The sequence below is a fragment of the Streptomyces flaveolus genome, assembly GCF_044765825.1.
GTDB classification, from domain to species: Bacteria; Actinomycetota; Actinomycetes; order Streptomycetales; family Streptomycetaceae; genus Streptomyces; species Streptomyces flaveolus.
Genome location: NZ_JBIWKU010000014.1, coordinates 117,702 through 143,005, shown reverse-complemented (window position 1 = coordinate 143,005; position 25,304 = coordinate 117,702). Strand labels below are relative to the sequence as shown.

The following is a 25,304-nucleotide window of genomic DNA, read 5'->3' as shown; positions in this document are numbered from 1 at the left end:
CCGCTCACAGGGTCTCGAACGCGTCGGTGTCCGCGTGGTGCTGACGCACGGTGCCGGTGTGGACCTCGTAGTACCAGCCGCGCAGGCGCAGCCGGCCCTCGGTCAGCCGCCGCTCGACGCACGGGTAGGAGCGCAGCCGCAGCAACTGGGCCAGGACGTGGTGCTGGACGGCGTCGGCGACCGTGGGGTCGGCGGGGTCGCAGGGCTTCGGCTCGTCCGCGGCCTCGGCGAGCCAGTCGCGCACGGCGGGTACGGCGGTCAGGTCGTCGCCGCGCACCAGCGCGCCGACGGCACCGCAGTGCGAATGGCCGCAGACCACGATGTCCGTGACGCCGAGGACCTCGACGGCGTACTCGATGGTGGCCGCCTCGCCGCTGGGGCGCTCGGCGCCGTAGGGCGGGACGATGTTGCCCGCGGTGCGCAGCTCGAAGAGCTGGCCGGGCCGGGCGCCCGTGATCAGGGCCGGTACGACCCGGGAGTCGGAGCAGGTGATGAACAGGACTTCGGGCGACTGGCCTGCGGCGTGCCCGGCGAACTCCTCAGGGCGCTGTCCGAACGTACGGGCGTTGTCGATGAGGGGCTGCATGATGCGGTGATTCCTCCTGGCGCGCTGTGGGGGCGCGTCGGACGGGTGTGGACGGAGTGGGGGGGTGCTCCGTCGCTCAGCAGCGGAAGACCTGGAGGGCCGCGGGGGAGCGGTCCGTGGCGGGTCTCGAGCGGCGCTCGTGCGCGCGGCCGGGCGGCACCTGCTCGGGTGCGGCCGTGCGCTGCCGGGACAGCGGGGGCTCGGGGGCCTCGGGCTCGGGCGCCGCGGTGGCGCGGTGCCGGTCGCGGACGCGCGCCGGGCCGTGCGTGTTGCCGGAGCGGCCGGGCTCGTGACAGGTGACGGTCTCGTCGGGGGACGCCGTCGCGCCGAGGGTGAACCCTGACGGGGCGTTGGCCACGGCATCACGGCTCGTGTGCGCGGATGCGAAGGACGGCGCGGGTGCGAAGAACTGAAGGGCGAACAGGACGGCGGCGAGGAGCGGAAGCAGGGCCCGGGGCGTCCCACCTCGGAACATGCGCCCCCCTCCGGTCGTTTCACGCCTCTTGTGCACGCCAGCACTTGGTCAATGCTTGGTCAAGAAACACATTAACCCCGCAAAGTCATTTGCAGGGTTAACGTGGCGTTACGAGGCGAAGAGAGCCTGAAAATCGTGGTCGGTCGGCGTGAAACGGACGATGGGTCAGTCCGCGTCGACGAGGCGTCCCGCGTCCCGGGCGAGGGCGGTGAGCCGGGAGATCGCCCGGAAGTACTTCTTGCGGTAGCCGCCCTTCAGCATCTCCTCGCTGAACAGCCGGTCGAAGGGCAGCCCCGAGGCCAGCACGGGCACCTCGCGGTCGTAGAGCCGGTCCGCGAGGACGACCAGCCGCAGCGCCGTCGACTGGTCCGGCACCGCCCTGACCCCGGTGAGGCACACGGCCTCGAGGCCGTCGGTCAGAGCGCCGTAGCGGCTGGGGTGGACGCGGGCGAGGTGGTCGAGGAGCGCCGGGAACTCGTCCAGGGACGCGCCGTCCGTCTCCTGCGCCGCCCGGGTCACCTGCTCGTCGGAGTACGGCGCGGGTGCCTCGGGCAGGCCCCGGTGGCGGTAGTCCTCGCCGTCGATGCGCAGGGCGCGGAAGTGGGCGGACAGGCCCTGGATCTCGCGCAGGAAGTCGGCCGCCGCGAAGCGGCCCTCGCCGAGCTTGCCCGGCAGTGTGTTGGAGGTGGCGGCGAGCGCGACGCCGGCCTCCACGAGCCGGGCGAGCAGGCTGGAGACGAGGACGGTGTCGCCCGGGTCGTCCAGCTCGAACTCGTCGATGCACAGGAGGCGGTGCCCGGAGAGGGTCTGCACGGTCTGCTGGAAGCCGAGGGCGCCGACCAGGTTGGTCAGCTCCACGAAGGTGCCGAAGGCCTTGCGGGAGGGCTCGGCGGGGGTGGCGTGCCACAGGGAGGCCAGCAGGTGCGTCTTGCCGACGCCGTAGCCGCCGTCGAGGTAGACGCCGCGCGGGCCGGCGGGGGGCTTGGGGGCCTTGCTCCGGCCGAGGCCGAAGAAGCCGCGCTTGCCGGTGGCCGTGCCGGGGGCTTCGCCCAGTCCGGCGGCGAAGCCCTCCAGGACCTGGACGGCCTCGCTCTGGCTGGGCTGGTTCGGGTCCGGGATGTACGTGCTGAAGCGGACGGAGTCGAAGCGCGGGGGCGGCACCATCTCGGCGACCAGGCGGTCCGCCGGGACGTGCGGCTCACGGGCGCACAGGGACAGCGGGGTCGCCCCGGCTATCGGGGTGGGGCCGGAGGAGGCGGAACCGGGGGCGGCGGAGGAGGACGACACGGTGGTCAATGGTAGGGCCTGTGCGGTGGGTGCCTCGTGCGGTGGCCTGCGGCTGGGGGCCTGGGTGGTGGTCTCCGGATGCCCGGTGTTGTCCGCGGGGCGGGGGTGGGGCGCGCGGCCCGGCGCTTGCGGGGTGCCGCCGCGCCCACCCGTGCCGCCCTAGCGGCACGATTGCCCGCGGCTGCGGCGGCTGCGGCGGCTGCGGCGGCTGCGGCGGGGCGGGACTGTCCGCGGCTGCGTGGGTCGGCTGCGGGGCGGGGCTCGGCTTGGCTGTGCGGGGCGGTGGCGGCCGGGGTTCGCTCGTGGGTGGCGTGGAACACTGCACCGCATGCGACGTCTGTTCCCTGTGACCGATCCGACAGCAGAGGGCGATTCCGCCGGGGGCGACCGGGAGTGGAGTCTCGCCGAGCTGGCCGACGCCTACGCGTACCCCGAGCCGGACGCGCGGACGGGGGCCTGGCTGCGGGCCAACATGGTCTCCACCCTCGACGGGGCCGCTCAGCACGACGGCCGCTCCCAGCCCATCTCCAGCGCGGCCGACATGCGGATCTTCGGCACTCTGCGGGCGCTCGCGGACGTGGTGATCGCCGGCGCCGAGACCGTACGCCAGGAGGGGTACCGGCCCGCACGCGCGCGTGCGGAGTTCGCGGAGCTGCGGCAGGCGGCCGGACAGGGCCCGGCGCCGGTGATCGCGGTGGTCAGCGCGAGCCTGGAGCTGGACTTCTCCCTGCCGCTGTTCACCTCGCCGCTGGTGCCCACCCTGATCCTCACCGGCGCCGCGGCGGCCCCGGACCGCGTCGCGGCCGCCGAGAAGGCCGGCGCCCGGGTGGTGATCGCCGGCGACGGCGTCGGCGTGGACCCGGCCCGGGCCGTCCACGCGCTCGCCGGGCTCGGTCACACCCGGCTGCTGACCGAGGGCGGCCCGCGGCTGCTGGGGCAGTTCGTCGCGGCCGGCGTCCTCGACGAGCTGTGCCTGACCGTCTCCCCGATGCTCACCGCGGGCGACGCGCAGCGCATCGCGGGCGGGCCCTCGGTCGAGGTGCCGCGGCGTTTCGCCCTGGCGTCCCTCTTGGAGGAGGAAGGTTTCCTCTTCAGCCGGTACCGCCGCGACTGAACCGCGGCGGCGAACCGTACCGACGTCCGGCCGTTGGCGCGCCGCCGCGAACCTCATACGGAATCACTCGTTCCGATTAGTCCGTGCCGGGCACACTGAATCCGGCAGTACCCGTGCGATCACGGGGCAGGATGGTTTCCGCAGGGCTCGGCACGCCTGCGGAGGGTGGGCCCGCGGGCCCTCGAAGGAGAAGGGGCGCCTGGTGTTCACAAGCGTTTTGATGATCGAGAAGGCCCTGACGTCCGCCGACGTGGAGTTCGTCACCACCTTGCACGGCGACGAACCGGTCGCCTTCCACGTGCTGCTCCAGCCGCGCGGCGACCAGGCCGACCGGCTGCTGCGGGCCATCGACGACGTCGCCCTCGGCGAACTCGACGACGCGGTCCGCGAGGGCGAGACCCCGGAGGGGGAGGAGGCGCTGACCGTCGGGCAGCGGGCGCTGGAGGTGTCCCTCACGGCCCTGCGCGCGTCCGGCGCCGGCGCCGAGGGCCGCCTGGTCGAGGCGCACCCGCTGGACGCGCTCAGGTCGCTCGTCCAGGAGATCGGCGCGGACGAGGTGATCGTCCTGACCGACCCGCACTACGTGGAGGAGTTCTTCCACCGGGACTGGGCCTCGCGGGCCCGGCACAAGGTCGGCGTACCGGTCCTGAAGCTGTTCTCCCACAGCAAGGCATAGGCTGGGGCCGCGCTCCCGGGCCCCGCGCCGGGGGCGCGCCCACCAGCACGCACCGCACCCCTGGGGAGAACAGCGCATGGCACCCGGCCTTCCTACCGCCATGGACCGACCGCACTTCATCGGCATCGGCGGCGCCGGGATGTCGGGCATCGCGAAGATCCTCGCCCAGCGCGGGGCCGCGGTGGCGGGCAGCGACGCGAAGGACTCCGCGACCGCCGAGGCGCTGCGCGCCCTGGGCGCGACCGTGCACATCGGGCACGCGGCGGAGCACCTCGCCGACGACGCGAGCTGCGTGGTCGTCTCGTCGGCGATCCGCGAGGACAACCCGGAGCTGGCCCGCGCGGCCGAACTGGGCATCCCGGTCGTGCACCGCTCCGACGCCCTCGCCGCCCTGATGGACGGGCTGCGCCCGATCGCGGTCGCCGGCACCCACGGCAAGACCACGACCACCTCCATGCTCGCGGTCTCCCTGTCCGAGCTGGGCCGCGGCCCGTCGTACGCGATCGGCGGCGACCTGGACGCGCCCGGCTCCAACGCCCTGCACGGCGACGGCGAGATCTTCGTCGCCGAGGCGGACGAGAGCGACCGCAGCTTCCACAAGTACGCGCCCGAGGTCGCCATCGTCCTCAACGTCGAGCTCGACCACCACGCCAACTACGCGTCGATGGACGAGATCTACGAGTCCTTCGAGACCTTCGCCGGGAAGATCGTGCCCGGCGGCACGCTGGTGATCGCCGCCGACCACGAGGGCGCCCGGGAACTGACGCGCCGGCTGGCCGGTTCGGTGCGGACGGTGACGTACGGCGAGTCCGAGGACGCCGACGTGCGCATCCTGTCGGTCGTCCCGCAGGGCCTCAAGAGCGAGGTCACCGTGCTCATGGACGGCACCGAGCTGACCTTCGGGGTCTCCGTCCCCGGCCGCCACTACGCCCACAACGCGGTCGCCGCCCTCGCCGCCGGCGTGGCCCTGGGCATCCCCGCCACCGAGCTGGCCCCCGCCCTGGCCGCCTACACAGGCGTCAAGCGGCGCCTCCAGCTCAAGGGCGAGGCGGCCGGTGTGCAGGTCGTCGACTCCTACGCGCACCACCCCACCGAGATGACGGCGGACCTGGAGGCCATGCGCGCCGCGGTCGGCGACGCCCGCATCCTGGTCCTCTTCCAGCCGCACCTGTTCTCCCGCACCCAGGAGCTCGGCAAGGAGATGGGCCAGGCGCTCGCCCTGGCCGACGCGTCGGTGGTCCTCGACATCTACCCCGCCCGCGAGGACCCGATCCCCGGTGTCACCAGCGAGCTGATCATCGAGGCCGCGCGGGCGGCTGGCGCCGACGTCACGCCGGTCCACGACAAGGACGCGGCGCCCGCGGCGGTCGCGGGAATGGCGAAGGCCGGTGATCTCGTTCTCACCATGGGAGCGGGCGACGTCACCGACCTCGGACCCCGCATCCTGGACCAGCTGTCGAGCACGGGCAAGTGAGGGGCTGAGAACTCATGGCGTACGACGTCGAGAAGCCGGACGAGCAGTGGCGCGCGGAGCTGGACCCGGCCGAGTACGCCGTCCTGCGCCAGGCCGCCACGGAACCCGCCTTCACCGGTGAGTACACCGACACCAAGACCGAGGGCGTCTACTCCTGCCGCGCCTGCGGCGCCGAGCTGTTCACCTCGGAGACGAAGTTCGCCTCGCACTGCGGCTGGCCGTCCTTCTTCGACCCGAAGGACACCGACGCGGTCGAGCTGATCGAGGACCGGTCCCACGGGATGGTGCGCACGGAGGTGCGCTGCGCCCGCTGCGGCTCCCACCTCGGGCACGTCTTCGAGGGCGAGGGGTATCCGACCCCGACCGACCAGCGGTACTGCATCAACAGCGTCGCGCTGCGGCTGGCGCCCACCGAGGGCTGACGCCGCCCGTCGTACACCGTCCGGACGGGGCGCCCGGACCCACGGTCGGCTCCGTGGGCCCGCGCCCCGGTCACCTCGGGTGCGCGCTGACGCCGGGCGAGCCTGGTGAGGAGCTACCGCACGGGACGCTTCGGCCACCACGAACACACCCCCCCTCGGCAGCGCGCTGGTGGGGACACCCAGGGGTGCCTCCGATCGCGGTCCGGTAGGGGCGGCCGGAGGACCGCCGATGGACGGGCCTCCCGGGCCCTCGGCCTCGCTGATATCGACCGTCGCGGACCTCAACCGCTTCTACGGCATGCTGCTCGCCGGGGAGATCGTCGCCCCGGCGTCGCTGGCCAGATGCAGCGCACCGTCCCGGTCGTCTCCCAGGAGGGAAGGACGATCGACTACGGCCTCGGCCTGCACCCGATGGAGGGGCCGGCCAGGGCACCTTCCGGGGCCACGGCGGCACGGTCTGGGGCGGTGGGGCGCTGGCCATGACCCGCGCCGACGGCAAGCGGCAGATGGCGGTCGCGGTGAACCTGCGGAGGTGGAACAGGCTGGACTCCTCCGGTACGCCGCAGCCGCACCCCATCGACGACGCGCCCGCGGCCCTGTACCGCTAGGCGATGTACGGCTGACCGGGCCGGGCGGCGCCGACCGCAGCCGGTGGCCGGCCGGGGAAGGCACGGGGCGAACGCCGGTGTGAACGCCCCGACACGGGGAAGGTGTCGCCCCGAACCGAAGGGCCCCGCGACACCCCCCGTCTACACTCGACCGGCGACGGCCCCACCGACCGCGGCCGGAGCGGGCAGCTTCTGCCAGACCCGAAGGGCATTCGGCGCTTTGATACGGATGGAATCAGTCACCAAGCGGTATCCGGACGGCACGGTGGCGGTCGACCGGCTGTCGCTGGAGATCCCCGACCGGTCGATCACGGTCCTCGTCGGCCCCTCGGGCTGCGGCAAGACGACGACCCTGCGGATGATCAACAGGATGGTCGAGCCGACCGAGGGCACCATCCTCCTCGACGGCGCGGACATCCAGGGCCGGCCGGTCACCACGCTGCGCCGGTCCATGGGCTACGTCATCCAGAACGCCGGCCTCTTCCAGCACCGGACGATCCTCGACAACATCGCCACCGTGCCCCGCATGCTCGGCTGGGGCAAGCAGAAGTCCCGTGCCCGGGCGGCGGAGCTGATGGAACGGGTCGGGCTCGACACCTCCCTCGGCAAGCGGTACCCGTACCAGCTCTCCGGCGGACAGCAGCAGCGCGTCGGCGTGGCGCGGGCGCTCGCCGCCGATCCGCCGGTGCTGCTCATGGACGAGCCGTTCTCGGCCGTCGACCCCGTGGTGCGCAAGGGCCTCCAGGACGAACTGCTGCGCATCCAGGACGAACTGGGCAAGACCATCGTGTTCGTCACGCACGACATCGACGAGGCCGTCAAACTCGGCACCATGGTCGCGGTGATGCGCACCGGAGGCCGGCTCGCCCAGTTCGCGACCCCCGCCGAGCTGCTGTCCGACCCGGCGGACGCCTTCGTGGAGGACTTCCTCGGCGCCGACCGCGGCATCCGCCGGCTGTCCTTCTTCCCGTCCGCCACGCTGGAGCTGACGACCGACGCCGTCGTGCCGCTCGACGCCGGCGCCGAACGCCTCGCCGCGCCGGACGCCCCCTACCTCCTCGTCACCGACACCGACGGCAGACCCCTCGGCTGGGGCGAGCCGCACGACCTGACCGCCGGGGACATCGCGCCGGACGCCCTCCTGCCGTACGGGCGGCCGTTCGTCCCCGGCACCGACTCGCTGCGGGCCGCCCTCGACTGCGCCGTGCTCTCGCCCACCGGCTGGGCCGTCGCCGTGGACGCCGACGGCCGGGTGGCCGGGGTCGTCTCCCAGCAGACGATCGGCGAGGCCATCCGCACCGCTCACGCGGCCGGGCGCTCCGATGCCGCCAAGGTCGCCTCGTGAACGGCTTCTTCGACATCCCGAGCGACCTGCAGAACACCTACTCCGGCCTGATCGGCCTGCATCTGCGCGAGGCGCTGCTGCCGGTCCTGGCCGGGCTGCTGCTCGCGCTTCCCGTCGCCCAGCTCTGTGTGCGCTTCCGCTGGCTCTATCCGCCCGTGCTCGGCGTGACGACCGTGTTCTACGCCATCCCGTCGCTGGCCGTCTTCGTCGTCCTCATCGACTACACCGGCCAGACCGAGCTGACGGTGATGATCCCGCTGGCCGTCTACAGCCTGGTGGTACTGGTCCCCGCCATCGTCGACGGCGTGCGGTCGGTGCCGCAGGAGACGCTGGCCGCCGCGACCGCCATGGGCTTCGGGCCCGTACGGCGCTACCTCCAGGTGCAGTTGCCGATCGCCGTGCCCGCGATCCTCGCCGGGCTCCGGGTGGCCACCGCCTCCAGCATCTCCCTGGTCAGCGTCGGCGCCCTCATCGGCAACCAGGGCGCCCTCGGCAACCTGCTCGCGGACGCGCAGAAGTACGACCGTCCCGAGCTCGCGGTCAACTCCGTGGTCACGACGGCCGTCCTGGCCATCCTGTGCGACGCGGCGCTGGTCCTGGCGCGGACCCTGCTGACTCCCTGGATGCCGCGCGGCACCCGCCGGCGCGGCAGGAACGGCACGACCCCGCCGGCCGAGCAGCCCGCGGCGACGGAGGCGGCCCGGTGAACGTACTGAACTTCGTCAACGCCTTCTTCAGCGACAGCGCCCACTGGCACGGCTACGACGGCATCCCGCAACGCCTCTCGGAGCACGTCCAGTACACGCTGCTCGCCCTCGTCCTGGCCGCCGCGATCGGCCTGCCCGTAGGGCTGCTCACCGGGCACACCGGGCGGGGCGGCAACGCCGTCGCCTTCATCGCCACCGCGGCCCGGGCCCTGCCGAGCTTCGGCCTGCTGGTGCTGATCGCCGTCGTGATGGGCATCGGCCTGCTGCCGGTGATGATCCCGCTGGTCGTCCTCGCCGTACCGCCGATCCTGGTCACCACCTACGAGGCGGTCCGTTCCGTCGACCCCGCCCCGGTGGACGCCGCACGCGGCCTGGGCATGCACGAGACGCGCATCCTGTTCCGGGTCGAACTGCCGGTCGCCCTCCCGCTGGTCCTCAGCGGACTGCGCTCGGCGGCCATCCAGGTCGTGTCGACGGCCACCATCGCCGCCTACGTCAGCCTGGGCGGGCTCGGCCGGTACATCATCGACGGGCTCTACCAGCGCGACTACGAGAAGGTGGTGGGCGGCGCCACCCTGGTGGCACTGCTGGCCCTGGTCACGCTCGCCCTGTTCTGGGCGGCGGGCAGGTTCGCGGTGTCGCCGGGGGTGCGCAGGCGCTGACGTCCGGGCACGGACGTACGGAAAACCGTGACCCGGCCGTGGTTGACTGACCGACAAGCGGCTGGTTTGGATCAGTGGATGACTTCTACCGCGAAGAGCAGCAGGTCCAGGACGAGGCACACCGGCGCGGCGGCCGTCGCGCTCACCGCCGCGGCGGCGCTGCTCGCGGGCTGTTCCTCCTCCGACGACACCTCCGACAACCCCCTGGCCGGCGAGAAGGCGAAGGCCGGCACCGTCGTCGTCGGCTCCAACAACTTCGCCGAGAGCACCCTGCTCGCCGACATCTACGGCGAGGCGCTCAGGGCCAAGGGCCTCAAGGTCACCTACAAGCACAACATCGGCAGCCGCGAGACGACGTACGGCCTGATGAAGAACGGCTCGGTCACGGTGCTGCCCGAGTACAACGGCTCGCTGCTGGCCTACCTCGACTCGAAGGCCGAGCAGAAGTCCGCCGACGCCGTGAACGCCGCGGTGAAGGCCAAGCTCGACAAGAGCCTGACGCTGCTGGAGTCGTCGCCGGCCGAGGACAAGGACTCGGTCAGCGTCAACGCCGGGACCGCCGCGAAGTACGGCCTCACCGCGGAGTCCACCCTCGCCGATCTCAAGGAGGCGGCACCCGAGCTGACGATCGGCGGCTCGCCCGAGTTCCAGACCAGGCAGCAGGGCCTCAAGGGCCTGGAGTCCGTCTACGGCCTGAAGTTCAAGTCCTTCAAGGCGCTCGACGCGGGCGGCCCGCTGACCCAGTCGGCGCTGGCGAAGAACACCGTGCAGGCCGCGGACGTCTTCACCACGGACCCGACCATCGTCAAGGAGAAGTTCGTCGTCCTGAAGGACCCGCAGAACCTCTTCGGGTTCGCCAACGTGACCCCGCTGGTCAACAAGGAGGGGCTGTCCCCGGAGGGCGTCGCCGCGCTGAACGCGGTCTCCGCCAAGCTGGACACCAAGACCCTCCTCGACCTGGACGCGCAGGTCCAGCTGGACAAGAAGGACCCGCTGGACGTGGCCAAGGAGTGGCTGAAGTCCGCGGGCCTCGCCTGACGGTCTCGCCCGACGGCCTCGACGCCGCGGCCCGGTCGCGGCGTCGAGGCCCGGTCGCTCTCAGGCGGGTCCGCCGGCCCGCTGCTCCAGCGGCTGCGCGGAGGACCGCGCGGCACGGGCCTGTTTCCTGCGCCGCCGCCGTTCGCGGCGGGACTCCTGGTCCGGCAGCCACCCGAAGACGAGGCAGCTGCCGACGCAGCCGAGGAGCAGGCCGACGAGGAAGCCGCCCAGATTGGACGTGAGCCACGTGCCCAGGGAGGCCAGCACGCCGATGAGCGAGTAGAAGAGGCGCTGGGCCGGGGTGACGAGGGTGAGCAGTCCGCACAGCAGCATGACGACCGGCAGGAGATAGCCGGCCACGCCCTGCATGCCGACGTGCAGGACGACCTTCAGCGACGCCTTCATGGTGAACAGGACCTCCGCCCCGCCCAGGGCGAGCAGCAGCCCGCCCCAGAACGGCCGGCCGGACCGCCAGTCGCGGAAGGCGGTCCTGAAGCCCCTGCGCCGGTCGCCGGGCATCAGCAGCCCGAGTCGCTGAAGCGCATCTTCAGCCCGGGAAGCTTGAACACGCCCGCCGTCGTGGCGTAGTTGGTCTGCCGCAGGTTCTTGATGTGCACGGTGTCCGCCTGCTGGCTGAAGACGCCCTTGGGACCGCGGCCCTTCGGCCCGGCCTTGTCCAGCGTGCCGGCGTCGTTGCCGATCTCGATGTTGTTGAAGGCGGCGTCGCCGGACAGCAGTGTCGAGTCGGTGGTCAGGTCGCTGGCGGCCACCTTGGTGTCCCCGCCGCCGGCGGTGATGAGCAGGTTGGTGCCGCCCAGATCGACGCTCTGGCACAGCTTGGTGAGCGTCGCGTCCTTGATCACGGAGGTGACGACCAGTACCTGGCCGCCGGTGTCGCCCGCGTTGGGGCTGTCCTCGGCCATGTTGTCGAGGCCGCCGAACTGGGCGAATCCGGTGCCGTCGAGCTCCGTAGCGGTGACGGTGAAGGGCATGCCGGAGATCGCGAACTGCACACCCAGGGCGCCCTGGGCGGTGAGGATCGCCAGCCCCGCGGTGACCAGTGCGGCCGGCACCGCGAGCACGGCGGCCCGGCGCAGCCTGACCCGCCCGCGTCTCGTGCCGTCCGCTCCCTGGGGCGCGGAACCGCTGTCCGGTCTGCTGTCGGGTTCGGGGGTGTTGCCGGCGGACGGGGTGACGTCCGAGGACGAGGCCATGTCTGCTCCCAGAGGCATAGTCAATGCGGATCGGGCTTCAGCGGCGCGTTGTCCTGGCGCGGACAGCGGCTGGTGCGCACGCCTCCCGGCAACTCCCGGCGGCTGCAAGGGCTTTCACGTTACGCACCAGTAGCCATTCGGGAAGTTACCGGTGGTTACACGCAGGGGTCAAGCACGTTGTGCGTAAAGAGTGGGGATCGTGTGCCGCTCAGGGGACAGGGACCAATCTCCGTACTGACGCTTGACTCTGACGAAGTATCAGCTCTACAAACGGAAGAGTTTCCCGGATCCGTGGCGCCGGATCCGTTCCCGCGGCACCATCCGCGTTCCCGGCCCCGAAAGGGCTTCACCGCACCTCCCGGGCGCAGCCCGGAATCTCGTCGCATCGGCCCGGCCGCATCCCCGCGGCCGGCCCACCCCTGCTTCACCGAACCCCACTTCCGAGAAGAGGCAGCCGCATGCGTACTCGTACTCTGCTCACCCTCACCGCAGCCGTCGCCGCGCTGACGCTCCCCACGGCACTGCCCGCCGCCGCGGCCGACACACCCGTGCTGACCACGGGCGCCGCCGGCGGTACCCCCGTCGCCGTCGGCGACACGCTCACCGCCTCCCTGGCGAGCGGCACCAGCGCCACGTTCTACTCCAGCGCCACCGGCAGCAGCGGAGTCTCCTGCACGGCCTCGCAGTTCACCGTCTCCGTCACCGACAACCCGACCGCCCCCGGCACGGCCACCGAGTCGCTCACCGCCCACACGTTCGACAGCGGCAGCTGCACCAGCAACGTCACGGGCGTCCTCGGCGTCACCGGGGTCAAGGTCGCCAACCTGCCGTACACCACCACCGTCTCCTCCGGCGGAACCGTCGCCGTCACCCCGCCCAGCGGCTCCGCCGTCCGGACCACGGTCACGCTGCGCACCCTCCTCGGCAGCGTCAACTGCGTCTACGAGGCGCCCGGCCTGTCCGGCACGGCCCGCAACGCGGACAACGGAATCGCCTTCACCGACCAGCACTTCACGAAGGTGTCCGGTTCCGGACTCTGCTTCGCCAACGGGTACTTCACCGCCACCTACGCCCCGGTCACCGACGGGGGCGCCACGGTCTTCGTCAACTGAGCGGGCGTACGCCGTGAAGCGGTGGGCCGGCCGGTGCGCGGGACGCGCCGGCCGGCCCACCGCCATGCGGTGGCGCGTCCCGTTCCACGGGGCGCGAAGGGCGGGCGCCGGACCGTGAGTTATCGTGTACTGGGGGTTAAGGCAGACGGCATGACCCGTCGAGTTCCAGCCCAGGAGAGTTCAACCGATGGCGAGGCAGCTACGCGCCGAACAGACCCGCGCGACCATCCTCCAAGCCGCCGCCGACCTGTTCGACCGTCACGGTTACGAGGCGACCAGCCTGGCCGAGATCGTCGAGCACGCCGGCGTCACCAAAGGTGCCCTGTACTTCCACTTCGCGGCGAAGGAAGACCTGGCCCAGGCCATCATGGAGCTCCAGTCCAGAACCTGGCGCCGCCTGGCGACGGAGCTGGACGGCCGGGGCTACACCGCCCTGGAGGCCCTGATGCGCCTGACGTTCGTCATGGCCCGGCTGTCCGTCGAGGGGCCGGTCCTGCGGGCCGGGCTGCGGCTCGCCACCGCCGGAGCGCCGGTACGGCCGCCGCTGCCGCACCCCTTCACGGAATGGGTGGACATCGCCTCCTCCCGGCTCCTCGACGCCGTCGGACAGGCCGACCTCCATCCGGAGATCGACGTCGAATCGGTCGCCCACACCATCGTCTGCTCCTTCGTGGGGTCCCGTGTCGTGGGACTCACCCTCGAACCGGCCGCCCGGCAGCCCCGCCGGATGGCGGAGATGTGGCACGTCCTGATCCGCGGCATGGTGCCGGTGACCCGCCGCGCCCGCTACCTCAGCCTCGCCGCCCGCCTGGAACGCGAGGCGAGCGCGGCCTGAGCGACGTGACCCCGTCGGGTGACGTGCGGGGCGCGGACCCGCCGGGGGGCCTGTGTGGTGCGGCCTCGCGGGAGCGGCTCGACCGGCGTGGTCCCGCTGGGAGGTTCACGGCGGCGCGGTCCTGGGGCCGCGTGGCGAGCTTTCCGGGAGTGGGGCCTGCGGGGCGCGGTCTGCCTTGCGGTGTGGGGTCGCCGGACGGTTGCGCGGCGCGAATCCGCCGGGCGGAACACGGCCGCAGACCCCGTCGGGGCCACAACCGGTGGGCGTGCGCGCGGCCCGGTGGCGTCCCGCGCGGGTTGAGCGGCCGGGGCGCGACACCCGCGCGAGCCCGGTCCGTGTCCCGGCGGGGACGTGCGGGCCGCGCGCTACGGTGAGGCGCATGCCCGACACCCCCTCCGAGACCGCTCCCGTCATCCTCGGTGACGAGCCCGGATCCTTCCCCCACGGCGTGCTGGCCGACCGGCATCCCGCCATCATCCGGCAGGTCCGGGAGGCGTTCCCCTACGACCCCGCCCGGCAGCGTGCCCTGGACGCGCTGCTGGCGAACTGCACCGAGGGCGTGATCGAGCCCCTGCCCGCCGACGCCCACGACCGGGACCGCTGGGCGGGCTGGGGACTGGACGAGTACGTCGGCCGCTCCTGGTTCGACGTGCCCTGGCTGTGGGCCGAGAGCCACTTCTACCGCCGGCTCCTCGACGCCGTCGGCTACTTCGCCCCCGGCGCCTGGCAGGGCATCGACCCCTTCCGGCCCGCCAAGCTCGCCGAGCTCGACGCCCCCGAGACGGCCGAGGAACTCACCGCGCTCGACGGCCTCGCCGCCCTGCCCGCCGACGAACAGCTCCGGGCACTGCTGCACGGCTCCCTCTGGGGCAACCGCGCCGACCTGAGCTTCCGCCTCTCCACGGCCGGCGCCGGTCCCGAAGGCGCCGCGCGGGCGCTGGTCGCCGACGACGGCGACGCGCTCCTGTCCCTGCTGCCGCCCGGCGGACGGGACGGGACGGCGGGGACACTCTGCCTCGTCGCCGACAACGCCGGCCGCGAACTCGTCCCCGACCTGCTCCTCGTCTCCCACCTCCTCGGGCACGGCCGCATCGGCCGAGCGGTCCTGCACGTCAAGCCGTACCCGTACTACGTCTCCGACGCCACGACCGCCGACGTGCTCGACGCGCTGCGCCGGCTGATCGCGGCGGGCGGGGCGGCCCGGGAGTACGGCCGCACCCTGTGGTCCGCGCTGACCGACGGCCGCGTCACCGTCCGCGCCCACCCCTTCTCCGGCGCCCCGCTGCCCTACGCGGACATGCCCGACGACCTGCGCGCGGACTTCGCCGCGGCCACGGTCACCGTCCTCAAGGGCGACCTGAACTACCGTCGCCTGGTGGGCGACCGATGGTGGCCCCCCACCACACCCTTCGCGGACGTCACCGCGTACTTCCCCGGCCCGGTCGCCGCACTGCGCACCCTGAAGTCCGACGTGATCACCGGCCTGGACGCGGACACGGAGGCCGCTCTGGTGGCGAGCGAGGGGCAGCGCTGGCGGACGAGCGGGACACACGCGCTGATCCAGGTCAGGAGCTGAGCCACCGGGGGCCGGTGGCGGACGGCACGCGCCGCGGGACGCGGCATCGGCGAAAGTTCCCGCGTTTCCGTCCCGATTCACGCGATGGTGTGATCATGTCCTGGCCGGTGGATGCCTCCGAAGACCCCTGGGTAGGGCCGGGCCATGACGCAACAGCCCTTCGAACTCCCGCACTTCTACATGCCGCATCCCGCGCGGCTCAATCCGCATCTCGACGAGGCCCGCGCCCACTCGACGGCATGGGCGCGCGAGATGGGCATGCTGGAGGGCTCCGGGGTCTGGGAGCGGTCCGACCTCGACGCACACGACTACGGCCTGCTCTGCGCCTACACCCACCCGGACTGCGACGGACCCGCGCTCTCCCTCATCACCGACTGGTACGTGTGGGTCTTCTTCTTCGACGACCACTTCCTGGAGAAGTTCAAGCGCAGCCAGGACCGCGTCGGCGGCAAGGCCCACCTGGACCGGCTGCCCCAGTTCATGCCGCTCGACCCGGCCACCGAGATGCCCGAGCCGCAGAACCCGGTCGAGGCCGGCCTCGCCGACCTGTGGACGCGCACGGTGCCCGCCATGTCGGCCGACTGGCGCCGCCGCTTCGCCGTCGCCACCGAGCACCTGCTCAACGAGTCCCTTTGGGAGCTGTCCAACATCAACGAGGGGCGGATCGCCAACCCCGTCGAGTACATCGAGATGCGCCGCAAGGTGGGCGGCGCCCCCTGGTCGGCCGGACTCGTCGAGTACGCGACCGCCGAAGTGCCCGCCGCCGTCGCCGGAAGCCGGCCGCTGAGGGTGCTGATGGAGACGTTCTCCGACGCCGTGCACCTGCGCAACGACCTGTTCTCCTACCAGCGGGAGGTCGAGGACGAGGGCGAACTCAGCAACGGCGTACTCGTCCTGGAGACCTTCTTCGGCTGCACCACCCAGCAGGCCGCCGACATGGTCAACGACGTCCTCACCTCCCGGCTCCATCAGTTCGAGCACACCGCGTTCACCGAAGTGCCCGCGGTGGCCCTCGAGAACGGGCTCACCCCGCACGAGGTCGCGGCCGTCGGGGCGTACGCGAAGGGCCTGCAGGACTGGCAGTCCGGCGGCCACGAATGGCACATGCGCTCCAGCCGCTACATGAACAAGGGCGCCCGGCCCGCCAACCCGTGGGAGACCCTGACCGGACCCGGCACCTCCGCCGCCGACGTGGGCGCGCTGCTCGCGACGGCGGGTGCCAAGGGGGCACCTCCCGCGCCCTTCCGGCAGCGGGGGAGGATGCGCGCCTATACGCACGTGCCGTACGAGAAGGTCGGCCCGTCGGTGATCCCCGACATCCGCATGCCGTTCGAACTGGAGCTCAGCCCCCACCTGAACGCCGCCCGGCGGCACCTGTTCGAGTGGTCGCAGGCGATCGGCATCCTCGGCGAGGGGGTCTGGGACGAGGACAAGCTCGCGAGCTGCGACCTCCCCCTGTGCGCCGCGGGCCTCGACCCGGACGCCACCCAGGAGCAACTCGACCTCGCCTCCGACTGGCTGGCCTTCGGCACCTACGGCGACGACTACTACCCGCTCGTCTACGGCCGCCGCCGCGACCTGGCCGCCGCCCGGCTGACCACGGCACGCCTGTCGGCCTGCATGCCGCTGGACGGCGAGCCGGTGCCGCCGCCCGCCAACGCCATGGAACGCGCCCTGATCGACCTGTGGGTGCGCACCACGGCGCACATGACGCCGGAGGAGCGGCGCCCCCTCAAGTCGGCCGTCGACACGATGACCGAGGCCTGGGTCTGGGAACTGTCCAACCAGATCCAGAACCGCGTCCCCGACCCGGTCGACTACCTGGAGATGCGCCGCGCCACCTTCGGCTCCGACCTCACCCTGGGCCTGTGCCGCGCCGGACACGGCCCGGCCGTGCCGCCCGAGGTGTACCGCAGCGGCCCCGTCCGCTCCCTGGAGAACGCGGCGATCGACTACGCCTGCCTCCTCAACGACGTCTTCTCGTACCAGAAGGAGATCGAGTACGAGGGCGAGATCCACAACGCGGTCCTCGTCGTGCAGAACTTCTTCGGCATCGACTATCCGACCGCGCTCCCCGTCGTACAGGACCTGATGAACCAGCGCATGCGCCAGTTCGAACACGTCGTCGCGCATGAACTGCCCGTCGTCTACGACGACTTCCAGCTGTCGGACGAGGCGCGGGCCATCATGCGCGGCTATGTGACCGACCTGCAGAACTGGATGGCCGGCATCCTCAACTGGCACCGGAACGTCCCGCGCTACAAGGCCGAGTACCTCGGCGGACGCACCCACGGCTTCCTCCCGGACCGGGCCCCGGCCGTGCCCGTCCCGCGGAGCGCCCCGCTTCCCGTGCTCGGCTGACCCGACCGGGGGAAGCGGTCAGCCGGACGGCACGTGGTCGGTCAGGACACAACCCTCGACAGCCCCGGGCTTCGTCCCGTAGCCACTCGGCACGGTGAAGTCCGGGCCGCAGGTCAGGAACGCGTACTTGTTGAGGTAGTACTCGATGGACGCCATGTCGGCTGCCTGCGGCAGATCACCGGCAGCCGGCTGTCCTCCCTCGGAGCCCGCGCCCGCACCGCTCCCCGCATCATGGCTGCTGCTGTCGGCGGCGGCGCGACCGTCTCCGTCTCCGTTCTGGCACGCGCCGAGGGCGCCCCACGCGATGAGGGCAACGCCGATGGTGAGCGCTCGCCGGTTACGCATGATGTTCTCCCCCGTGTGGTCCCGCACTGTGGTGATCATTCCCGCTGGACATGGACACGACAGAAAAGGAGGGTGCCGGCTGTCGGTCAGTCTCACTCGTTCGTGGCTCGTCACGGGCCTGGGCGCCGGGTAGAGCCCTGCCGGAGGCGATCCATGGAACAGACTGCGCTGCGACCCAAGCCGATGCCCGGCCGGGAACCCGGGTCCGGCATCACGCCCGGCCCGGTACGGCGCCCGCACGCCGCGCGCGGGCGCCGTCGGCGGCTCACCACCCTGCTGTGCGGCCTGCTCGCCGCGACGGTCCTGGTCCTGGCGGGGGTCGGGCTCGGCACGGTGGGCGCCACGGTGATCGGCATGAGCAGACTCGCCGACCTGCAACGCCAGGCGGGCGCGCCGGGACCGGGAACACCGCCCGGCAGCCGGGCCGCCCCCGCTCATCCGGCGGCCACCCCCGAGCCGTCCCCGGCACGGGCGGGCGTGACCATCGGCGTGGAGGCCGTGGACGACGAGAAGCCGGGCGCCCTGGTCGTGGGCGTCCACGTGCCCGGCCCCGGGTACACGGCGGGTCTGGTCAGGGGCGACGTACTCCTGGCGTTCGGCACCACCCGCGTCGACTCGGCCGGAGACCTCGCACACGCCGTCGCCCGCGCCCGGCCCGGCGAGGAGGTCGAGCTGACCGTGCGCCACGAGAGCGGCGGCTTGCAGCAGCTGACGGCCGTACCAGGGGTCGTCACGTGACCGCACGCAAGCGGCCGAAGCAGTGGTCGATCAGTGCGCGGCGACTAGGATCGGTGCCGGTGGGGGCGATGCCCGCCGAAGCGGTCGGACGACCGGCTCGCGTCGCCACCTCGCCCCGGGCAGGATGCTGCCCGAGACCCCTTCGTCCGCCCGGGAGGCCCGGATGACCGGCACTGCGCCCGCTGCTTCCTTCACCGCCGACGACTACCGGGCCCGCATGGAGCGCGCCGCGCGGACGGCCGCCGACGCCGGACTGGCCGGGCTGCTGGTGGCCCCTGGCCCGGACCTCGTGTGGCTCACCGGCTACGCGCCCACCGCGGCCACCGAACGCCTCACCCTGCTCGTCCTCGCCGCGGGCCAGGACCCCGTCCTCGTCGTGCCGACGCTCGAGGCCCCCGACGCCGAGAAGGCCGTCGGCGCGCCCGCCCTGACCCTGCGCGACTGGACCGACGGCAAGGATCCCTACGCCGTCACCGCCGCACTCCTCGACGGCTCGGGGCGGTTCGGCATCAGCGACAACGCCTGGGCGATGCACCTGCTCGCCCTCCAGCGGACGCTGCCCGGCACGTCGTACGCCTCCCTCACCGAGGCGCTGCCGATGCTGCGCGCCGTCAAGGACGCGGCAGAGCTGGAGCTGCTCGCGGCGGCCGGCGCGGCGGCGGACGCGGCCTTCGAGGAGATCCGCACGGTCTCCTTCGGCGGGCGCCGGGAGTCCGACGTCGCCGCGGACCTCGCCGCCCTGCTGCGGCGCTTCGGCCACTCCCAGGTCGACTTCACGATCGTCGCCTCCGGACCGAACGGCGCCAACCCGCACCACGAGGTCGGCGACCGCGTCATCGAGGACGGCGACATGATCGTCCTCGACTTCGGCGGCCTCAAGGACGGCTACGGCTCCGACACCTCCCGCACGGTCCACGTCGGCGAACCCACCGAGGAGGAGCGCCGGGTGCACGACCTGGTCCGCGAGGCCCAGGAAGCCGGTTTCCGCGCGGTGCGGCCCGGCGTCGCCTGCCAGGAGGTCGACCGGGCCGCGCGCTCCGTCATCGCCGACGCCGGATACGGGGAGTACTTCATCCACCGCACCGGGCACGGCATCGGCGTCACCACGCACGAGCCGCCCTACATGATCGAGGGCGAGGAGCAGCCCCTCGTGCCCGGCATGTGCTTCTCCGTCGAGCCCGGCGTCTACCTGCCCGGCCGGTTCGGAGTGCGGATCGAGGACATCGTCACGGTCACCGAGGACGGCGGCCGGCGCCTCAACGACACGACCCGGGAGATGGTCATAGTGGAGTGAGCCTCCACGTACGGACCCGAAACCCCCTGGAAGACGACGGCGCGACCATGACCCAGGCACCGACACCGACCGCGGACACGGTCCGCCGACTCGTCCGTACCCTGCTCAGCGAGGGCGCGGCACCGGAGGTCCGGCCCGTCGCGGAGGGCGCCGAGCCCGCCACCTGGTGGGTCGGCACCCGCCACGTACTGCGGCTCGCCCCCGACCATGAGACCGCCGTGCGCCAGCGCCGCGAGCTGCGCCTGCGCGACCTGGTCCGTCCGTACCTCCCCGTCGCGGTGCCGACGAGCGTGGCGCACGGCGAGTGGGCGCCGGGGCTGACGTACACGCTGGACGCCAAGATGCCCGGCGGGTCGGGCGAGCAGCACGACGTGTCCGCCGTCGGCGAGGCCGACCTGGCGGCGCTGCTCACCGGGCTGCGCGAGGTGCCGGTCCGCCAGGCCGAGACCCTCGGCGTGCCGCGGGCCACCCCGCGACCCCTGGAGACGCTGCGCCGGGCCGCCGAACGCGCCGCCCGGCGACTCGCCGGGGCCGACGAGTTCGACCCGGCCCGGCCGGAGCGGCTGACGGCGGCGGCGGCGGCCCAGCTCGGCGCCCAGCCCGGCGCCGCGGTCCTCGTCCACCACGGCCTGGCGGGCGAGCACCTCGTCGTCGGCGCCGACGGACGGGTGCGCGGGGTCCTCGGCTGGACGGACGCGGTCCTCGGCGACCCGGCCGAGGACATCGCCGGGCTCGCGCTCTCCGTCGGCTCTCCCGCCGCCGTGCGCGCCGCCACCCTGGCCGGCTACGGCGCCCGGCCCTGCCTGCGCGGCCTGTGGCTGGCGCGCTGCGACACCGTCGTCCACCTCACCGACGCCCTCGCCGGACGGTCGGACACGCCCCTGCCCCTGCTGCGGACCCGGCTGCGCCGCGCCTGGGAGCCGATCCTGCTGGAACGGGTGACGGAGTTCCGCGAGGACGGCGAGAACGGCGCGGCCGGTACCGCCTAGAACTCCCCGGGCGAGCCGCCGGCACGTCACTCCTGCACGAGCACCACGCTCGACTCGCCCGGCACGCGCAGCACCCCGTCCGCGCCCGGCCCCTGCACCGGCTCCCACGCCGCGAGCACGCGCGCGGGACGGGAGCCCAGCGGGATCGCCGCGGGTTCGGTGCCCAGGTTGACGGCCACCCGGATGTCGCCGCGCCGGAAGGCCAGCCACCGCCCCTCGCGGTCGTGGGCCACCCTGGTGTCGGCGAGATCGGGGTCGGTCAGGTCCGGCTGCTCGTGCCGCAGGGCGATCAGCCGTCGGTACCAGGCCAGCACGCGCGCGTGCGGATCACGTTCCGGCTCGGTCCAGTCGAGGCAGGAGCGGTCCCGTGTCGCCGGGTCCTGCGGGTCGGGCACCTCCTCCTCCTTCCAGCCGTGCGCGGCGAACTCCCGCCGCCTGCCGCGCCGTACGGCCTCCGCGAGGTCCGGGTCGGTGTGGTCGGTGAAGAACTGCCACGGCGTGCCCGCCGCCCACTCCTCGCCCATGAACAGCATCGGCGTGAACGGCGCCGTCAGCGTCAGCGTGGCCGCGCACGCCGCGAGACCGGGGGAGACCAGGGACGACAGCCGGTCCCCCTGGGCGCGGTTGCCGACCTGGTCGTGGGTCTGGCTGTAGCCGGTCAGCCGGTGCGCCGCCGTGCGCTGCCGGTCCAGGGGCCGGCCGTGACCGCGGCCCCGGAAACTGGAGTAGGTGCCGTCGTGGAAGTAGCCCCGCGTGAGCGTCTTGGCGAGCGCCGCCAGCGGGTCGCGCGCGAAGTCGGCGTAGTAGCCCTGCGACTCCCCGGTCAGCGCGGTGTGCAGGGCGTGGTGGAAGTCGTCGTTCCACTGCGCGTGCACGCCCAGGCCGCCCTCCGCGCGCGGGGTGATGATCCGCGGATCGTTCAGGTCGGTCTCCGCGATCAGGAACAGCGGCCGCTCCAGGTCGGCGGCCAGGTCGTCCACGGCCGTCGACAACTGCTCCAGGAAGTGGCACGCGCGCGTGTCGACCAGGGCGTGCACCGCGTCCAGACGCAGGCCGTCGATCCGGTAGTCGCGCAGCCACGCCAGCGCGCTGTCCACCAGATACGCCCGCACCTCGTCGGATCCGGGCGCGTCCAGGTTGATCGCGTCGCCCCAGGGCGTGTGGTGGGTGTCCGTGAGGTACGGGCCGAAGGCGGGCAGGTAATTGCCGGACGGACCCAGGTGGTTGTGCACCACGTCCAGGACGACGCCCAGACCGAGTTCGTGGGCCCGGTCGACGAACCGCTTCAGCGCGTCGGGCCCGCCGTACGGTTCGTGCACCGCCCACAGCGACACGCCCTCGTATCCCCAGCCGTGCCGGCCGGGGAAGGGACACAGCGGCATCAACTCGACATGGGTGACGCCCAGTTCGGCCAGGTGCTCCAACCGCTCGGCGGCGGCGTCGAGGGTCCCCTCGCGCGTGTACGTGCCCACGTGCAGCTCGTACAGCACCGCGCCGGGCAGCGGGCGGCCGGCCCACTCGGCGCGCCACGCATAACGCCCGTGGTCGACGACCGCGCTCAGCCCGTCCGGGCCGTCCGGCTGCCGCCGTGAGCGCGGGTCCGGCAGCACCGGCCCGTCGTCCACCGCGAAGCCGTAGCGCGAGCCTTCCCCGGCCTCGGCCCGACCGCTCCACCACCCCTGCCGCTCCGGATCGCGCTCCATCGCGCGCGTGACGCCGTCGCACGTCAGCGTCACGCGCCCGGCCTGCGGTGCCCACACCTCGAACTGCACGGACGGTTCCCCTTCGTCTGCTCACCGTGACGTAGCTCGTCCATGGTCCTGCAAAATCGATCAATCCGCTGGTGAACGTCCCCGTTCGCGACGGGTGTCGTGAACCCGCGCGTCCGCGGCGGCCGTTTCCCGGTTTTCTGGACACCCCGGCCCGGCTGACCGACAATCACCTGCGTGACGTCGTCCTTCGAGTTCCCCACATACCCCGCGCGGTTGTCCGACGCGGAGCGCGACAAGGCGCTGAAGGTGCTCCGGGACGGCGTCGCCCTGGGCCGCCTGTCGCACGACACCTTCGTGCGCCGCATGGAACTGGCGCTGGCCGCCCACCACTCCCACGAACTGGCCGCGCTCACCGCCGACCTGCCCACGGAGGGCAGGGTCTCGCGCCTGGTGTTCGGCACCGTCGAGGCGGTGTCCGGCTTCGGTGTCCGGCTGCGCCGGGCCTGGCAGGCGGAGCGGCTGCCCAAGCTGCTGCTGCCGCACCCCGGCACCGGCCATCCGCTGCGCATAGGGCGGGACCCGGCGAGCGGGCTGCGGCTGACCCACGAGACGGTCTCCCGCGTGCACGCCGAACTCGTCCGCCAGGGCGGCATGTGGGTGCTGCGCGACCTCGGCTCGACCAACGGCACCACGGTCAACGGACGACGGGTGATCGGCGCGGCCGTGGTCCGCGAGGGCGACCAGATCGGCTTCGGCCAGATGGCGTTCCGTCTGGCTGTGAACTGACCCCGGACACAGCTCTGGCCTGGGCTTCACGTCGCGTCGTGTGTCTCGGCGTGGCCTGAATCCCTTTGCTTTTCCTGGTGTTGACGTACCCCTGAAGTCGTGACTGACTGTGCGTACACCGCGCACGTCAGGTGAACCGACGGCTCCCATCGTGGAGGTGTGCCCTGCCGCCCCTCCTGCGCTACCCGACCGTGGACGAGCTGGGCGCCCGGGCCGCCGCACTCGTCGCCCGCCACCCCCGGGGCGCACGGCTGCGCCGCGTCGGCACCTCCCGCGCGGGCACCCCGCTGCTGCTGCTCTCCGTCGGTCACGGCACCCGCCAGGCCCTCGTCGTCGCCGGTCCGCACGCCAACGAGCCCGTGGGCGGCGCCACCGTGCTGCGACTGGCCGAGCGGGCCCTGGCCGACCCGCGGCTCACCGAGGGCGCCGACGCCACCTGGAACCTGCTGCTGTGCGCCGACCCCGACGGCCTGCGCCGCAACGAGGGCTGGCTGTCCGGCCCGTACACCCTCGGCCGCTACGCCCGGAACTTCTTCCGGCCGGGCTTCCTGGAGCAGCCCGAGTGGCTGCCCGACGGCCCCGACCGCGCCGTGCTGCCGGAGACCCGCACCCTGCTCGCCCTCCAGGACGAACTGCGGCCCTTCCTGCACTGCTCCCTGCACGGCGTCGACGTCGGCGGCGGCTTCGCCGAACTGACCCACGACCTGCCGGGCCTCGCCCAGCGCATGGCCCACACCGCGGCCCGCCTCGGCATCCCCCGCGAGCTCGGCGCCTACGACACCCTGTACTGGCCCGGCCTCGGTCCCGCCCTCTACCGGATACCGTCGCCCCGCCACGGCGACCTGACGCAGGCCATCACCGAGGCGGCCGTCGACTCGACCTGGTGCCACCCGCGGCGGTACGGCACCGTCACCGCGGTCGTCGAGGCACCCATGTGGGGCGTGGCAGCCGTGGAGGACGGCTCGCCCCCGGCCGACCGGGACGCGGTGCTGCGCTCCGTGAGCCGGATCCTGCGCCACGACACAGGCCGGCTGCACCGCCTCCTCGCCCGGCTCCGGCCGTACGCCGCGGGCAGCCCCGACGCGGCCCGCCTGCTCGCGCCGGTCGACGACTACCTGCTGGTCTGCCCCAGGCTCGCCGACGCGTGGGACCCCGACGCCGACGACGGAACGGGCCGTCCCCTGCCGCCGATGAGCACCGCCCACCTGGTCGCCCTGCGCATCGCGGGCCGGCGTCTCGCCCTGCGCACGGCGGGCCTGCTGCACCAGCTGGTGACCCGCGGCGGAAACGATCCGGCAGGCGTGCTGCCGGAGCTGGACCGGCTCGTCGACGAGTGGTGCGCCGACTACCGCGACGGCTGCGCGGCCCACTGGATACCGGTCGCCCGCCAGGTGGAGTACCAGACCCGCGTCGTGATCGCCGCGTTCGAACTGGCCGGGCGGCACACGAGCGCGGTATCCCGTTCGGGTGAGCCGGGCTGGGGCTCCGAGCCCGCCGTGCCGATGCACCAGGAATGACCCACATCATCACGGCCGCGGCAGCCCGGACGGGCCTTCTCCTGACCGCCGCCCTCCTCGCATTCGGTGCGGCCCCCGCGACGGCGGCCGCACAGCCGGAACCCGGGAACGACTGGCTCGAGGTCACGGTCACCCGGGGCGACGCCTCCACCGGCACGCCCCGCCGCGCCATGCTCCGGTGCGATCCGCCCCGCGGCCACGCCCGCGCGGCCGAGGCGTGCGCGGAGCTGGAAGCGGCGGACGGAGACCTCGACCGCATCCCGCTGCGGGACACGTACTGCCCGATGGTCTACGCACCGGTGACCGCGCAGGCCCGGGGGCAGTGGCGGGGACGGGCCGTGGAGTACACGCGGACCTTCCCCAACACCTGTGTCATGACGGCGCGGACGGGGGCGGTCTTCGCCCTGGACGACGCGCAGGGGTGAGCCGGG

The 25,304-nt window shown here is 73.0% G+C and carries 25 protein-coding genes and 1 pseudogene; 19 read left to right on the top strand and 7 right to left on the bottom strand.

The window, feature by feature from the left end:
• Nucleotides 1-4: 4 nt before the first annotated feature.
• The 3 genes from ACIRG6_RS33095 to zapE all read right to left on the bottom strand — a co-directional run bounded on the left by ACIRG6_RS33095 (nucleotide 5) and on the right by zapE (nucleotide 2,348).
• Nucleotides 5-586, bottom strand: coding sequence for a carbonic anhydrase (locus ACIRG6_RS33095; protein WP_364682749.1), 582 nt, complete (start codon nucleotides 584-586; stop codon nucleotides 5-7).
• A gap of 76 nt (nucleotides 587-662) precedes the next feature.
• Nucleotides 663-1,061 (bottom strand): hypothetical protein, encoded by a 399-nt coding sequence (locus tag ACIRG6_RS33090; RefSeq protein ID WP_364819961.1) that lies wholly within the window; start codon nucleotides 1,059-1,061, stop codon nucleotides 663-665.
• A 165-nt stretch (nucleotides 1,062-1,226) separates the two neighbouring features.
• Nucleotides 1,227-2,348: a cell division protein ZapE gene (gene zapE, locus ACIRG6_RS33085; RefSeq protein WP_350715775.1), complete on the bottom strand. Its 1,122-nt coding sequence runs from the start codon at nucleotides 2,346-2,348 to the stop codon at nucleotides 1,227-1,229.
• 328 nt (nucleotides 2,349-2,676) lie between these two features.
• Here zapE and ACIRG6_RS33080 point away from each other — a divergent pair, with 328 nt between their 5' ends.
• The 9 genes and pseudogenes from ACIRG6_RS33080 (at nucleotide 2,677) to ACIRG6_RS33040 (ending at nucleotide 10,394) form a co-directional block, all read left to right on the top strand.
• A complete protein-coding gene (locus ACIRG6_RS33080; protein ID WP_364682743.1) occupies nucleotides 2,677-3,462 on the top strand; it encodes a pyrimidine reductase family protein in 786 nt (261 codons plus the stop codon).
• A gap of 202 nt (nucleotides 3,463-3,664) precedes the next feature.
• Nucleotides 3,665-4,138: an indole-3-glycerol phosphate synthase gene (locus ACIRG6_RS33075; protein WP_318214891.1), complete on the top strand. Its 474-nt coding sequence runs from the start codon at nucleotides 3,665-3,667 to the stop codon at nucleotides 4,136-4,138.
• A gap of 76 nt (nucleotides 4,139-4,214) precedes the next feature.
• On the top strand, nucleotides 4,215-5,612 hold the full coding sequence (gene murC, locus ACIRG6_RS33070) for a UDP-N-acetylmuramate--L-alanine ligase (RefSeq protein WP_403325331.1): 1,398 nt from the start codon (nucleotides 4,215-4,217) through the stop codon (nucleotides 5,610-5,612).
• A 14-nt stretch (nucleotides 5,613-5,626) separates the two neighbouring features.
• Entirely contained in the window at nucleotides 5,627-6,034 is a 408-nt protein-coding gene (gene msrB / locus ACIRG6_RS33065) for a peptide-methionine (R)-S-oxide reductase MsrB (protein WP_318214893.1), read from the top strand.
• 244 nt (nucleotides 6,035-6,278) lie between these two features.
• Nucleotides 6,279-6,642 (top strand): annotated as a pseudogene (locus tag ACIRG6_RS33060) (serine hydrolase); the annotation flags it as partial.
• A gap of 220 nt (nucleotides 6,643-6,862) precedes the next feature.
• On the top strand, nucleotides 6,863-7,987 hold the full coding sequence (locus tag ACIRG6_RS33055; RefSeq protein WP_364682741.1) for an ABC transporter ATP-binding protein: 1,125 nt from the start codon (nucleotides 6,863-6,865) through the stop codon (nucleotides 7,985-7,987).
• Nucleotides 7,984-8,694, top strand: coding sequence for an ABC transporter permease (locus ACIRG6_RS33050; RefSeq protein ID WP_318214897.1), 711 nt, complete (start codon nucleotides 7,984-7,986; stop codon nucleotides 8,692-8,694). The genes ACIRG6_RS33055 and ACIRG6_RS33050 overlap by 4 nt, the downstream gene beginning before the upstream one ends.
• Nucleotides 8,691-9,356, top strand: a complete 666-nt coding sequence (locus tag ACIRG6_RS33045) for an ABC transporter permease (RefSeq protein WP_364819956.1) — start codon at nucleotides 8,691-8,693, stop codon at nucleotides 9,354-9,356. Before ACIRG6_RS33050 ends, ACIRG6_RS33045 begins: the two co-directional genes overlap by 4 nt.
• A 78-nt stretch (nucleotides 9,357-9,434) precedes the next feature.
• Complete coding sequence (locus ACIRG6_RS33040; RefSeq protein WP_350715761.1) at nucleotides 9,435-10,394, top strand: ABC transporter substrate-binding protein; 960 nt, start codon at nucleotides 9,435-9,437, stop codon at nucleotides 10,392-10,394.
• 60 nt (nucleotides 10,395-10,454) lie between these two features.
• Here ACIRG6_RS33040 and ACIRG6_RS33035 read toward each other — a convergent pair whose 3' ends face one another.
• Both ACIRG6_RS33035 and ACIRG6_RS33030 read right to left on the bottom strand, forming a co-directional pair.
• Nucleotides 10,455-10,913 (bottom strand): DUF6114 domain-containing protein, encoded by a 459-nt coding sequence (locus ACIRG6_RS33035; RefSeq protein ID WP_356298121.1) that lies wholly within the window; start codon nucleotides 10,911-10,913, stop codon nucleotides 10,455-10,457.
• Nucleotides 10,913-11,608, bottom strand: a complete 696-nt coding sequence (locus tag ACIRG6_RS33030; RefSeq protein ID WP_350715756.1) for a DUF6230 family protein — start codon at nucleotides 11,606-11,608, stop codon at nucleotides 10,913-10,915. The genes ACIRG6_RS33035 and ACIRG6_RS33030 overlap by 1 nt, the downstream gene beginning before the upstream one ends.
• A 458-nt stretch (nucleotides 11,609-12,066) precedes the next feature.
• Here ACIRG6_RS33030 and ACIRG6_RS33025 point away from each other — a divergent pair, with 458 nt between their 5' ends.
• From ACIRG6_RS33025 to cyc2, 4 genes are all read left to right on the top strand, one after another.
• A complete protein-coding gene (locus ACIRG6_RS33025) occupies nucleotides 12,067-12,720 on the top strand; it encodes a Tat pathway signal sequence domain protein (protein WP_364819953.1) in 654 nt (217 codons plus the stop codon).
• 187 nt (nucleotides 12,721-12,907) lie between these two features.
• Nucleotides 12,908-13,555, top strand: coding sequence for a ScbR family autoregulator-binding transcription factor (locus ACIRG6_RS33020; protein ID WP_318214903.1), 648 nt, complete (start codon nucleotides 12,908-12,910; stop codon nucleotides 13,553-13,555).
• 379 nt (nucleotides 13,556-13,934) lie between these two features.
• Nucleotides 13,935-15,131, top strand: a complete 1,197-nt coding sequence (locus tag ACIRG6_RS33015; RefSeq protein ID WP_403325326.1) for a damage-control phosphatase ARMT1 family protein — start codon at nucleotides 13,935-13,937, stop codon at nucleotides 15,129-15,131.
• A gap of 144 nt (nucleotides 15,132-15,275) precedes the next feature.
• A complete protein-coding gene (gene cyc2 / locus ACIRG6_RS33010) occupies nucleotides 15,276-17,492 on the top strand; it encodes a germacradienol/geosmin synthase Cyc2 (RefSeq protein WP_403325324.1) in 2,217 nt (738 codons plus the stop codon).
• A gap of 18 nt (nucleotides 17,493-17,510) precedes the next feature.
• On the opposite strand, the gene ACIRG6_RS33005 is transcribed toward cyc2, so the two are convergent.
• The gene (locus ACIRG6_RS33005; RefSeq protein ID WP_403325322.1) at nucleotides 17,511-17,837 is read right to left on the bottom strand and encodes a hypothetical protein; all 327 of its coding nucleotides are present in this window, start codon (nucleotides 17,835-17,837) and stop codon (nucleotides 17,511-17,513) included.
• 153 nt (nucleotides 17,838-17,990) lie between these two features.
• Between ACIRG6_RS33005 and ACIRG6_RS33000 the strand changes: the two genes are divergently transcribed.
• The 3 genes from ACIRG6_RS33000 (at nucleotide 17,991) to ACIRG6_RS32990 (ending at nucleotide 20,858) form a co-directional block, all read left to right on the top strand.
• Nucleotides 17,991-18,575, top strand: a complete 585-nt coding sequence (locus tag ACIRG6_RS33000) for a PDZ domain-containing protein (protein ID WP_364682728.1) — start codon at nucleotides 17,991-17,993, stop codon at nucleotides 18,573-18,575.
• A 163-nt stretch (nucleotides 18,576-18,738) separates the two neighbouring features.
• On the top strand, nucleotides 18,739-19,869 hold the full coding sequence (locus ACIRG6_RS32995) for an aminopeptidase P family protein (RefSeq protein WP_364682726.1): 1,131 nt from the start codon (nucleotides 18,739-18,741) through the stop codon (nucleotides 19,867-19,869).
• A 47-nt stretch (nucleotides 19,870-19,916) separates the two neighbouring features.
• Nucleotides 19,917-20,858: an aminoglycoside phosphotransferase family protein gene (locus ACIRG6_RS32990; RefSeq protein ID WP_403325320.1), complete on the top strand. Its 942-nt coding sequence runs from the start codon at nucleotides 19,917-19,919 to the stop codon at nucleotides 20,856-20,858.
• Nucleotides 20,859-20,884: 26 nt separating this feature from the next.
• Here the strand turns inward: ACIRG6_RS32990 and treZ are convergent, their stop codons facing one another.
• Nucleotides 20,885-22,630, bottom strand: coding sequence for a malto-oligosyltrehalose trehalohydrolase (gene treZ, locus ACIRG6_RS32985; RefSeq protein WP_403325318.1), 1,746 nt, complete (start codon nucleotides 22,628-22,630; stop codon nucleotides 20,885-20,887).
• A 174-nt stretch (nucleotides 22,631-22,804) separates the two neighbouring features.
• On the opposite strand from treZ, the gene ACIRG6_RS32980 reads away from it, so the two are divergent.
• From ACIRG6_RS32980 to ACIRG6_RS32970, 3 genes are all read left to right on the top strand, one after another.
• Nucleotides 22,805-23,356 carry a DUF1707 and FHA domain-containing protein gene (locus ACIRG6_RS32980; protein ID WP_239764072.1) on the top strand — a complete coding sequence of 184 codons (552 nt, stop codon included), beginning with the start codon at nucleotides 22,805-22,807 and terminating at the stop codon, nucleotides 23,354-23,356.
• Nucleotides 23,357-23,547: 191 nt separating this feature from the next.
• Nucleotides 23,548-24,873: a M14 family zinc carboxypeptidase gene (locus ACIRG6_RS32975; protein ID WP_364682720.1), complete on the top strand. Its 1,326-nt coding sequence runs from the start codon at nucleotides 23,548-23,550 to the stop codon at nucleotides 24,871-24,873.
• Nucleotides 24,870-25,298, top strand: a complete 429-nt coding sequence (locus ACIRG6_RS32970; protein WP_403325315.1) for an SSI family serine proteinase inhibitor — start codon at nucleotides 24,870-24,872, stop codon at nucleotides 25,296-25,298. The genes ACIRG6_RS32975 and ACIRG6_RS32970 overlap by 4 nt, the downstream gene beginning before the upstream one ends.
• Nucleotides 25,299-25,304: the final 6 nt, after the last annotated feature.